The organism is Deltaproteobacteria bacterium (assembly GCA_005879535.1).
GTDB lineage: Bacteria > Myxococcota > Myxococcia > Myxococcales > 40CM-4-68-19 > 40CM-4-68-19.
In genome coordinates, this window is record VBKI01000049.1 from 57009 (window position 1) to 68468 (window position 11460).

Genomic DNA, 11460 nt, shown 5'->3' on the forward strand with positions numbered 1-11460 from the left:
GCTGTTCGGGCGGCTGCGGGGGGCGATGGAGAAGTGGACGCTCTCCCAGGGTGGGCCGGAGCTGGAGGCGAGGCTCGCGCGGCTGGTCGCCCCGCAGAACGAGTACGGGGTCGACCCGTTCGGCCTGGAGCTGGACTTCACCAAGGCCGCGATCGCGCCGGTGCTCTGGCTCTATCGCAGCTACTTCCGCGTCCAGACGCATGGCATCGACCAGGTCCCCCCCGACCGGGTGATGCTCATCTCCAACCACTCCGGCCAGCTGCCCCTCGACGCCGCGATGATCGCCCTATCGCTCCTGGTGGAGGCGGAGCCCCCGCGGGTGGTGCGAGCGATGGTCGAGAAGTGGGCGCCGACGCTTCCCTTCGTGGCGCCGTTCTTCGCTCGCATCGGCCAGGTCGTCGGGACGCCGGAGAACTGCCGCCGCCTGCTGGCGGCCGGCGAGACCATCATGGTGTTCCCGGAGGGCACGAGGGGATTGAACAAGACGTACGACAAGCGCTATCGCTTGCAGGAGTTCGGCACGGGCTTCATGCGCATCGCGCTGGAGACCCGAACGCCCATCCTTCCCGTGGCGGTGGTAGGCGCCGAAGAGCAGGCGCCCGCGTTCTTCGATTTCAAGTCGGTCGCCAAGGCGATCGGCTTTCCGGCGCTTCCCATCACCCCCACGGTGGTGCCGCTGCCGCTTCCGGTGAAATACCACCTCTGGTTCGGATCGCCGTTGCGGTTCTCCGGCTCGCCCGACGATGACGACGCGGAGCTGGAGCCCAAGGTCTCCGAGGTGAGGCGCGCCATCGAGGCGCTCCTCGAGCGGGGGCTCGCTTCCCGAGGCTCCATCTTCCGCTGATCGGTCCACCCTGGCCCACCAGCGCCTCCTCGACGCCCCGTCGCACCCCGTGTTTCTTTCCACGCGGGGGGAATCCCAAATGGTGAACAAGGTTGGTTCCGGCCGCGCCAGCGGCCCTGATGCCCAGCGCGCGTCCAGCGAGGCGTCGCGCGGCGCGCTCGACGGCCTTCGCGGCGCTGCGCCTTCGTTCGGGTTCGTCTTCGCTTCTCCGTCGCTCTCGCTCAGCGAATGCCTGCGCGCAGTTGCGAAGGTGGCCGGCGGAGCGAAGCTCGTCGGGTGTACGACCGCGGGCGAGTTCACCGAGCGCGGCCTGATCCATGGCGGCGTCGCGGTGATGCTCGTCTCGACCGAGTCCCCGCATTTCGCCCGCACCGTTCGCGACGTCGCCGCCGCGCCGCAGGAAGCGGCACGGGCGCTCTGCGAAGGCTTTCACCGCGCCGCCGACGCCGCGAGGCAGAAGGGCTTCGTCTGCTCCACCACCATGACGCTGGTCGATGGCCTGAGCGGCGCCGGCGAACGGTTCGTGGAATCGATCGTGGAGAGCACGCAGGCGCTGCACCAGGTGGTGGGAGGCGCCGCCGGCGACGAGGGCAAGTTCCAGGCGACGCACGTCGGCGAGCCCGAGCGGGCCGCGAGCGACATGGCCGCCGCCGTCCACCTCTTCGCCCGCACCCCCTGGGGCGTCGGCATCGGCCATGGCCTCGAGGCGACCACGGCAAAGATGCGCGTGACGCGCGCCAAGGGGAACGTGGTCCACGAGATCGACGGTCGCCCTGCCTTCGCCGTGTACGAGGAGCACGCCCGCAAGCGGGGCGTGACGCTCGCGCCGGCGTCCGCCGGCGAGTACCTGATCGCCAACGAGCTGGGGATCATCGTCGCCGGGAAGGTGACGCGGGCCCGCGCTCCGCTCTCCGTCGGCGCCGACGGGTCGCTCACCTGCGCAGCCGAGGTCCCGCAGGGAGCGCACGTGGCCATTCTCGACGGCAAGCCGGACAGCATGGTCGCCGCCGCGCGGCAGGCCGCGGAGGAGGCGCTGCAGAACCTCCAGGGGCAGACGCCCGCTGGCGTTCTCCTCTTCGACTGCGTCTGCCGCGGATTGATCCTCAAGGACGGGTTCCAGCGCGAGATCGACGCTGTCCGCGAGGTGATGGGCGAGGTGCCGGTTGCCGGCTTCCTCACCTACGGCGAGATCGCCAGCTACAGCGGCCGGATCGAGTCCTGGCACAACACGACCGCGGTGGCGCTGGCGATCCCGAAGTAGGGCGCCGTGTTAAGGTGCCGGGATGGCGCGCGACGCCGTCCTCGTCACCGGCATCAGCGGCAACCTCGGTCGCGCGCTCGCGCGCGTCCTGCACAAGACCGATCGGGTGATCGGCCTGGATCGGCGGCCGTTCCCCGGCGCGCCCAAGGACCTCGAGGTGCACAACCTCGACATCCGCAAGCGCAAGGTCGAGGACCTGTTCCGCCGCGGCGACGTACTGTCGATGATCCACATGGCGATCGCGCACGACCCGCGCCTGCCACAGGGCGAGCACCACAGCTTCAACGTCCTGGGCACCAAGGCGATGCTTTCGTACGCGGCGAAGTACGGAGTGCGCAAGGTCGTGGTGCTCAGCTCCGCGACCGTCTACGGTCCGCAGCCGGGCAACGACAACTTCCTCACCGAGGAATCGCCGCTGCTCGGGTCGCAGCGCTTCCCGGAGTTCCGCGACCTCGTCGAGGTCGACATGTTCGCGCAGCAGTACATGTGGAAGCACCCCGAGGTGGACACGGTGATCCTCAGGCCGGTGCACATCGTCGGACCCACCGTGAAGAACGCACCTTCCATGTACATGCGCCTGCCGCGACCCTGGACGCTGGCGGGCTTCGATCCGATGGTGCAGCTCATCCACGAGGAGGACGTTGCACGCGCGCTTGCTCTCGCGCTGCGGCCCGGGGTGCGCGGCATCTTCAACGTCTGCGGGCCGGGGGAGCTCCCGCTCTCCGCCGTCTTGCGAGAGCTGGGCCGGACGACGATCCCGATGCCCCACCTGATCGCGCGGCCGCTGCTCGACAAGCTGTTCCAGTACCGGCTGGCCGGATTCCCTTCCGCCGAGCTCGACCATCTCCAGTTCCTCTGTACCGTCGACGGCACGCGCGCGGAGAGGGATCTTGGTTTCCGTCCCGCGTACACGCTGCGGGAGACGATTCGCAGCGTGCTGGGCGAGGTGCCGCCGCGCATCCAGGTCGTTTCCGCTGCTCAAGGCTCGCAGGGCGCGGCCTGAACGGCGCGGCAGAGCTACATTCCGCCCCCGTGGCCGACCAGATCCTCACGATGGAGGCGCCTGCCTCCGGGATCCGCCTTTCGGTCTGCATCGCCACCGCGCTCTCCCGCGAGGCCGCGGCGCGCCACGGTCTCGCTCCGGGAAGCGCCGCAGCGCTCGCCCAGGGACTGACGGCAGGGCTGCTGCTCGCGGCGTACGAGGAAGCTCGCGTCGACGTGCAACTCGAGTGCAACGGACCCCTGCGCGGCCTCCTGGTGGACGGAGACGAGACCGGCGCGGTGCGCGGCCTGGTCCGGGTAACGACGCTCGAAGGGCCGCCGCGGACGCCTCGGCCGTCGCGCTTCGATCCCCGGCCCTTGCTGGCAGCGCCGCACGACGAGCGCGCCGGGATGATCTCCGTCCTGCGCGCGCCCCGCGGCCCAGAGAGCGCGCATCGCGCGGCATACCCGTTTGCCGGCGCCGATCTCGGCGCGGCGCTCACGCTCTTTCTCCGCTCCGAGCGCGAGGAGGGCGGGGAGATGGCGCTCGAGGTCCTCTGCTCCCAGGACGATCCCCTCGCCAGCGTCGCGGGAGTGCTGGTTGCGGCGCTTCCGGGCGCCGACGCCGAGCGGGCGCGCGTTCTGGGCAAGCCGCTGCGACAGGGCGCCCTCTGCACGGCGCTTGCGTCGGCCGATGGTGCATCCGGCCTGGCCCATGCGCTGTTGCACTCGCTCGATCCCGGACCGCTGCGGCGGATCTCCGCGCTGGAGCCACGGTTCGGTTGCCGCTGCTCGCGCGAGCGCGTGACCCGCGCGCTGAAATCGGTCGGCGCTCTCGAGCTGCGGGAGATGGCGGACGAGGACGGCGGCGCGCGCCTCACCTGTGATTTCTGCGGCGCGGATTACCGGTTCACCCCCGCCGAGCTCCTGGAGATCGCTCAACCCTGAACCAGCTTCTTCAGCTTTTGCACCGCATGGTGGAAGTTGACCTTCGCGTTCACTTCGGTGATCCCCAGGGTGCTGGCGATCTCCGCGAAAGGCAGATCGCCGTCGATGCGCAGCAGCAGCACTTCGCGTTGGCGGCGCGGCAGCTGCGCCACCGCGGAGCGGACGGCCCTTTGCCTCTGGGCGGCGGCGATCCGTTCTTCCACGTCGGGCGCGGTGGGCTCCGCCTCGCGCTCCTGCGCCTCGTCCGATCGATCGAACCGGGCCATGTCCCGGAGGTGGTTCTTCGCCAGGTTCACCACGATGCGGAACAGCCAGGACTTGAACGATCCGCCGCGCCATCCCACGGCGCGGTTGCTGGCGTTGATGAACGCGCGCTGCGCCAGATCCTCGGCGTCGTCTCCGTCCCGCGCGAAGCGCCGCGCGATGGCGAGAACCGGCCGCTGGTAGCGCCGCACGAGGGTTTCGAACGCCCTGGAGTCCCCGGCGCGGAACGCGGCCAGCAGCTCGGAGTCGCTCGGGTCACCCATCCGACGGGCCTACCCTTAGAACGCATCCGGTAATCTGTACAGTCTCAAACCATACCCGCAGAGCTGCACTTCGTGAGGCAGCGGCCGATTGACGCACGAAAAAGCGAGCGATACTTCCGGACGCCATGCTCGACCTGAAGTGGGTTGTGGCGAACCTGGACGAGGTGCGCCGGCGGCTTCTGACCCGCGGCGCCGCGGGGGCGGAGGCGCTCGCGCCCATCGAGGCCCTCGCCTCCGAACGGCGGCAGCTCATCCAGTCGAGCGAAACGCAGCGCGCCGAGCAGCGGAAGGCGTCGGAGCAGATGCGCACGCTCAAAGGGGAAGAGCAGGCGCAGCTTCGCGCGCGGCTCAAGGCCCTGTCCGACGAGGTGAAGGAAAAGGACGCGCGGCTCAAGGAGGTGGAGGAGCGGATCGAGCGCGCCCTCCTCAACGTCCCCAACCTGCCCCACGAGACGGTGCCACCGGGCACCTCGGAGCGCGACAACCAGGTGGTCCGGGCGTGGGGCGACAAACCCGGGCTGGCCTCGCCCCGGGAGCATACGGAGATCGGCGAGAAGCTCGGCCTGCTGGATTTCGAGCGCGCGGCGAAGGTGTCCGGGGCCCGTTTCGTCTTCTACCGCGGCGCCCTCGCGCGCCTGGAGCTCGCGGTCGTGCAACTCTTCCTCGACTCGGCACGAGAACGCGGCTATCTCGAGCTGCTGCCCCCTTATCTGGTCAACGCGGAATCGATGCGCGGCACCGGCCAGCTTCCGAAGTTCGAGGAGGACCTTTTCAAGACGACGGCCGGCTACTACCTGATTCCCACGGCGGAAGTGCCGGTGACGAACTACCACCGTGACGAGATCCTCGATGCGGCGCAGCTTCCATTGAAGTACTGCGCCTTCTCTCCCTGTTTCCGCAGCGAGGCAGGAAGCTACGGCAAGGACACGAAAGGGATCATCCGGCAACACCAGTTCCACAAGGTGGAGCTGGTCCGCTTCGAAAAACCGGAGAACGCGCACGCCGCGCTCGAGGAGCTGGTGCGCGACGCCCAGGCGCCGCTGGAGAAGCTGGGCCTTCACCACCGGGTCGTGCTCCTTTGCACGGCAGATCTGGGATTCTCGTCGGAGAAGACGTACGACCTGGAGGTCTGGCTTCCCGGCCAGAACGCTTATCGCGAGATCAGCTCGTGCTCGACGTGCGGCGACTTCCAGGCGCGGCGCGCGCAGATCCGTTTTCGCCCCGCGCCGGGCGAAAAGCCGCGCCTCGTTGCGACCCTCAACGGGAGCGGTCTCGCCGTCGGACGGACGGTCGTCGCCATCCTCGAGAACGGACAGCAGGCCGACGGAAGCGTCGTCCTCCCCGAGGCCATCCGTCCGTATATGGGCGGACTCGCGCGCCTGAATGTCGCAGCGCCGGGGTAGGTATTTCGCCGCCTTGTCCTGCCGGCGCACCGTGCGAACCCTCGCTCGCATGGCAGAAGCATCCGGACTCGAATCGCGTGACGTCCGTCACATGCCCCGGCGAGTGGAGAAGCCGTGGGGCTACGAGCTGATCTGGGCGCACGCGGAAAGCTACGTAGGAAAAATCCTCCACATCAAAGCGGGTCACGCGCTGAGCCTGCAATACCACCGCGTGAAGGACGAGACCGTCCACCTCCTCTCCGGAGCGATGCGGTTCGAGTACGATCGCGGCGAGGGAAGATCCGACGTCATCCTGCGGGCCGGAGAATCCGTCCGCATTCGCCCCGGCATGGTCCATCGGATGGTCGCGCTCAGCGACTGCGATGTCCTCGAGGCGAGCACTCCGCAACTCGACGACGTCGTCCGCCTGGAAGATCGCTACGGTCGCAAGTGATGGAGGGCAGCCGGGCAGAGGCGATTGCGCTTCCCGTCGCGCGGCCCGCGTTCGCCGCGCAGGAGCTCGTCTGGCCGCTGCTCATCGCTCTCTCCACGGTTGCGGCCATCGCGCCGCTGTGGACGAGCGAGCTCTTGCCCTACCAGGACGCGCCCGAGCACATCGCGGCGGTGCGCATCCTTGCCGACTTCCACGCGCCGGGACCCGCCTTCGACAAGTGGTTCGAGATCGATCTCCGGCGGCTCGAGTACCTCGGCTTCTATCTGCCTGCCGCCGCGATCGCGAAGATCACGGGAGCCGATGCGGCCGTGCGGATCATGCTCTCGCTGATCGCGGCGGCGACCTCCGCTGCGTTCTGGATGTTCCTCGGCTCCTTCGGACGCGATCGGCGCCTTGCCGTCTTCGCGCCGGCGGTGTTCCACACCGTTCCCCTCTATCTGGGCTTCTTCAACTTCATCGAGTCGATCCCGCTTGCGCTCGTCCTCGTCGCGCTGACCGAGCGCGAGCTGCGCGGCGCCTCGCTGCGGCGGGCCGCATGGATTGCCGCCGGCGGAGCCGCGCTCCTCTGGCTGCATCCCAGCGGGGTGGCATTCGCCCTCGCCGCTGCGTTCATCCTCGGGGTCACATCGGCTGAGCCATGGCGGAACAAGGCCCGGGCGCTGGCGCCGTGGTTGCCGGCCATCCTGCTTCTCGGCGCCTGGGCACTCCACGCGCTCGCCGCGCGCGATGGCCCTGGCGCGGCGGCGCGGACGCTCCCCCGCTGGCTGGGACCCAAGGACCAGGTCCTCGGACTTCTCCGCTACGGCAACGTTCTCGCCGCGCACGGGGACGAAATCTTCGTGCTCGCGATCGCTGCACTGTTCGTCGCGACGATCGCCGTGCGCCCGAGGCCTCGCCTCGATCGGCAGTGGCGTCTGCCGCTGCTCGCCGTGCTCTCCCTCGTCGCATACCTCGCCGCGCCGTACGACATGGGCTACATGGGCTACATCCACCTGCGTGCGCTGCCCTTCCTGGCCCTGCTGGTGATCGCTTCGCCTTCGATTGCTCCCGGCCCGGCGACCAGCGCGATTCTTGCCGCCGTCGTGGCCCTGCAGATCGCGTTCCAGACGAGCGTCGCCGCGACCTATCGAGCCTTCGACCGCGAGGCGCAGGTCACCGAGCTGCACCAGGTTCTGCACGCCGCAGAACCCGGCAAACGGCTGATCGCGATCGTCTCCTCCACTGAAAGTCACCTCTTCCAGTACCAGTCCTTCCTGCACTTCGCGTCGTATTACGAAATCTTCCGCGGAGGGCGTGCTCGCTACAACTTCGCGGAGACGCCCTGGACGCCGGTCCGGTTCCGCCAAGGCAGCGAACCCGTGCCCCTCCCGCGAAGCTGGGAGCTGCGGCCGCACGAGCTCGACATCGCGCGCGCCGTCTCCGACGAGGATTACGTCCTCGTCCGCACGCCCGGTCCAGAGCCGCAAGGGTTCGCCATGGTGGCTCACGCCGGCCGCTGGTCCCTCTATGCGCCTGCCGCTCGTCGCTGAGGTGACGCTACCGCCGGAAGTGGCCGAGGCGCTGCCCAGCTGAAGATCTTGTTCATCCAGAAGTTCCAGCCGGTCGTCACCGCGATGGCCACCGCGTTGGCGACGTACGGGTTGAGCTTGAAGATTCCGACCTGCATCTCCAGCAGCCCGACGCTGAGGGCAAGACCCGCCGCGCAGATGGCGTTGAACTTCGCGAACCGCCGCAGCCGCAACCATCCGTGACCTTGCCGGGCGGCGAGGTCGCCGAAGGTCCAGAGATCGTTCCAGAGGAAGTTGTTCGCCATCGCCACCTCCGCGGCGACGAGCTTCGAGATCGTGAGCGGCCAGTCCAGCCGTCCCTTCAGCAACCAGAGGATGGCCATGTCGACGGCGACGCCGGAGAGGCCGACGAGGCCGAATCGGAAGAATCGCGGCGGCAATAGCGCGAGGCGCAGGCGAACGAGATGGCGGAGGTACTCGAGGTAGAGCCGGGCGGTGACCTTGCTTTCCCCGGCCACGCGCTCGCGAAAGACGTACCCCACTTCCGCGATGCGGCCGATGCGACCGCGGCCGAGCACCTCGATGAGGATCTTGTAACCCAACGGGCTCAGGGTCACGTCGGCGAGGGCACTCCGACGCACCATGAAGCATCCGCTCATCGGATCGGAAACCCGTCCCACGACGGTGGGGAGCACGCAGAGGCCGACGAGTTGCGCGGCTCGTGACAGCCCGCGGCGCAGAGCGCTCCAGTCGCCGAGACCGCCGCCGCCCGCGTGCCTGCTGCCGACGGCGAGGTCCGCTCCTTGTGCGATCGCCGCCCAAAGCTTCTCCACCACTTCCGGCGGGTGCTGCAGATCCCCATCGATGACTGCGAGCACTTCGCCTTGCGCCGCCTGCCATCCGCGGACGACGGCGGTCGACAAGCCCTTCTCGCCGCGCCGTCTCATCACGCGAAGCGAGCGACAACGGTCCGCGAGGCGAAGCGCCAAGGCCCAGGTTTGATCGGGACTGTCGTCGTCGACGACGATCAGCTCGTAGGCGCCTGGAAGAAAGCCGTCGAGGAGCGCGGCGAGCCTTCCGATCAGCTCCTCGAGGTTGCGCGACTCGTTGTAGGTGGGAACGACGAGCGAGAGCTTCACCGGTGCGCCCCGATGAGGCGCGATGCGAAGGTCGCCCGCCGGCGCGTCGAGGACTGCGGGGTGGCGACCGCCTTCGAGGATGTGAATCGCGCTCATCTGCGCCCTCCTGGCTGCAGAGAAACCGTGCGGAGCGGGCGGGGTGTTCGCAATAGGACGGATCACGCATGCGGGCGGCCGCCCGACTGTGGTCGAGAGGCGCTGCGCCCGTGCAGCGGTGGATCGACCTTCGACTCGGCGATGTGTGGGGCGGGCGGGCGAGGGGGGGCTATGCGGTCAAATCGGATGCGAGCGGCAGCTCGACCCAGAAGGTTGCGCCTCTCCCGCGGGCGGGACGTGCTCCTGCGCGCGCGAACCGGAGCAGCTCGTCGACGATGATGCCGACGCGATCGAGGCTCCCGCGGACGATCCGCACCGCGCCTTGCGCTTCCGGGTCGTCGGGGAGCTTGCGTGCAAGATATTGCACCCCGACGGAGACCGGGCCGAGCGGACTGACGATGTCGTGCGCGACGCGGCCCGCGAACTGCTCCAACTCGTGCGCCCGTTCGCGATCGACCCGGCGGAGGTTCTCGGACAGCCGCTGGTGATGGCGCACCAGCAGCGCCGCGACGCAGCCGCCGAGAATGGCCACCACCGTCCAGGCGACGTTGAGGCCGTTGGCAAGCTCCAGGGAACGCAAACGGATCTCTTCGAGGCGCGCCGAGGCGGCGATCGCACGGCGCTCCTCGGCGGCAAGCTCGTCCGTCAGTGACGCCAGTCGCTGCCGCGCCTCCTGCGCAGCGGCAGGGTCGAGGCGAGCGCCGCCCAGAAGACGACGCTGCCGGGCGCGCGATTCGATCAAGGCGCCGAGGGCCTGGACCGACGACGCGAGCGCGGCATGAGCGGGCTCGCGCAGTTGGGCGGCGCGGTGCTGGATCCACAGCGGGGTGACGGCGAAGCTCGTTACCGCAATGGCAAGGACCACGAAGGGTGTCGCGGGCCAGAAATTCTTTGGCAGCATGCGGGCGGGATGTAGCCGGGATTCATGAAGCGCATGTGAAGCATTCATGTTCGGTGGTCTCGAGACGGTGTCTAGAGAGAATCGAGAAAGGCGAGCAGCGCCGCCCGATCCCTGGCATCGAGCGCCTTGAAGCAATCGTGCGCGCGGCGTCCTTGACCGTCGTGCGCGAGGATCGCTTCCAGCGGCGTTTCCGCGCGGCCGTCGTGCAGCAGGTTGGTCGCGACCCGCAATCCCCAGAGCGGCGCCGTCCGCATCTGCTTCGCGCCCGCGGCGCCCTGGACGATGCCGTCGCCGAGACTTCCCATGTCATGGAGCAGGAAGTCGGAGTACGGATGGTACTCGACGCCGTCGAGGGCCCCGACGGCGTTCGGGCCGGTGACGAGCGTCGGCATGTGGCACACGGCGCACCCGATGCTGTTGAACACCCGCTCGCCTGCAAGCGTCTGCGCCGTCTGCGGTGCCCGCGGTGGTGGAGCGAGAAACATCATGAAGCTCGCGAACGCAAGGACGTCGGCGCCATCGGCGTCGTTCAACGCCGGTACCGGGTTGAAGGCGAGGTCGCTGCAGCGGCCCTGAGGGCAATTCTCGTTGGGAAAGAGCGGGCTGGTGATGCCCATCTCGTTGAGGTACGCGTCGGCGGAGAACTGCAGCAGGCTCGGATTTACGTTCTTCCAGCCGAACTTTCCGACCGATTCCTTCCCAGTCACCAGATTCGCGACCACCGCCACCGTACCCGCCGTCTCCGGACTCGATCGCGCCTGCTTCGCGGCGATCGCGCGAATCGTATCGTCGGGCGTCGCGTCGACGAGCCCGAGGCCGAACAACGGCGTCGTGCGGCGCTGTGCAACGACGTTTGCGTCGGCGGGCACGACCTCCGGGCCGAAGGTGAATCCATCCACGGCGCCGATGCCGTGGTCCTGCAACAGCGAGCCTCCCTCCGCGGCGAGGGGGTCGAAGCCTCCGTCCGCTCCACGCCGTCCGAATCGCGTCTCCAGGCGGCCGTTGCTGCCGCCCACCGCCGGGCCGGCGTGGCAGGCGACACAGGAGGCCTCGTTGAGGACCGGGCCGAGGCCTTCCTCAAGTTCTTCCGCCGTCGCGAAGTGGACCTTGCCGTCGTCGAACGATGCGCGCTCCGCCGCGGTGAGACCTTGCAGCGGATCGCCGAACCCCGTGGCGACCGGAACGGTCCCCGCACCTGCGTCGCCCGCGGTCGGAGTTCTTCGTCTGCCGTCCGGATCGGCAGCAGACCCGGCCACGGGCGGCGTTGCCGAAGAGGTTTGCGATTCAGTCTGCGTCGGGCTCCCGCAGCCGCAGACGGCGAACGTTCCGAGCGCGATCGCGACGATTCGTCGATGCATGGTTCCTCCGTTCCTGCCGGGACGGCAGGACGCGTGCGGTCCGGTGCGATCTTTCGCGAGC

At 68.9% G+C, this 11460-nt stretch carries 11 protein-coding genes; 7 read left to right on the forward strand and 4 right to left on the reverse strand.

All coding sequences use genetic code 11. The features are described from left to right. The first annotated feature begins 25 nt into the window (after positions 1-25). The 4 genes from E6J58_05855 to E6J58_05870 all read left to right on the forward strand — a co-directional run bounded on the left by E6J58_05855 (position 26) and on the right by E6J58_05870 (position 4034). On the forward strand, positions 26-844 hold the full coding sequence (locus E6J58_05855; protein TMB40309.1) for an acyltransferase family protein: 819 nt from the start codon (positions 26-28) through the stop codon (positions 842-844). A gap of 79 nt (positions 845-923) precedes the next feature. Next, complete coding sequence (locus E6J58_05860; GenBank protein TMB40297.1) at positions 924-2105, forward strand: hypothetical protein; 1182 nt, start codon at positions 924-926, stop codon at positions 2103-2105. Between the two features lie 22 nt (positions 2106-2127). Continuing rightward, a complete protein-coding gene (locus E6J58_05865; GenBank protein TMB40298.1) occupies positions 2128-3108 on the forward strand; it encodes an SDR family oxidoreductase in 981 nt (326 codons plus the stop codon). Between the two features lie 29 nt (positions 3109-3137). Continuing rightward, positions 3138-4034, forward strand: a complete 897-nt coding sequence (locus tag E6J58_05870) for an Hsp33 family molecular chaperone HslO (GenBank protein TMB40299.1) — start codon at positions 3138-3140, stop codon at positions 4032-4034. Here E6J58_05870 and E6J58_05875 read toward each other — a convergent pair. Beyond that, positions 4025-4561: a sigma-70 family RNA polymerase sigma factor gene (locus E6J58_05875; protein ID TMB40300.1), complete on the reverse strand. Its 537-nt coding sequence runs from the start codon at positions 4559-4561 to the stop codon at positions 4025-4027. The two genes, E6J58_05870 and E6J58_05875, sit on opposite strands and share 10 nt — an antisense overlap. A 125-nt stretch (positions 4562-4686) precedes the next feature. Here E6J58_05875 and serS point away from each other — a divergent pair, with 125 nt between their 5' ends. The 3 genes from serS to E6J58_05890 are packed head-to-tail and all read left to right on the forward strand — an operon-like array spanning position 4687 to position 7926. Next, complete coding sequence (gene serS, locus E6J58_05880; protein TMB40301.1) at positions 4687-5964, forward strand: serine--tRNA ligase; 1278 nt, start codon at positions 4687-4689, stop codon at positions 5962-5964. Then, entirely contained in the window at positions 5945-6397 is a 453-nt protein-coding gene (locus E6J58_05885; protein ID TMB40302.1) for a cupin domain-containing protein, read from the forward strand. Before serS ends, E6J58_05885 begins: the two co-directional genes overlap by 20 nt. Next, on the forward strand, positions 6397-7926 hold the full coding sequence (locus E6J58_05890; GenBank protein ID TMB40303.1) for a hypothetical protein: 1530 nt from the start codon (positions 6397-6399) through the stop codon (positions 7924-7926). The genes E6J58_05885 and E6J58_05890 overlap by 1 nt, the downstream gene beginning before the upstream one ends. Here the strand turns inward: E6J58_05890 and E6J58_05895 are convergent. The 3 genes from E6J58_05895 to E6J58_05905 all read right to left on the reverse strand — a co-directional run bounded on the left by E6J58_05895 (position 7902) and on the right by E6J58_05905 (position 11399). Continuing rightward, positions 7902-9140, reverse strand: a complete 1239-nt coding sequence (locus E6J58_05895) for a glycosyltransferase family 2 protein (protein TMB40304.1) — start codon at positions 9138-9140, stop codon at positions 7902-7904. The two genes, E6J58_05890 and E6J58_05895, sit on opposite strands and share 25 nt — an antisense overlap. A gap of 169 nt (positions 9141-9309) precedes the next feature. Further along, entirely contained in the window at positions 9310-10041 is a 732-nt protein-coding gene (locus E6J58_05900) for a hypothetical protein (GenBank protein TMB40305.1), read from the reverse strand. 71 nt (positions 10042-10112) lie between these two features. Beyond that, positions 10113-11399, reverse strand: a complete 1287-nt coding sequence (locus tag E6J58_05905; protein TMB40306.1) for a hypothetical protein — start codon at positions 11397-11399, stop codon at positions 10113-10115. Positions 11400-11460: the final 61 nt, after the last annotated feature.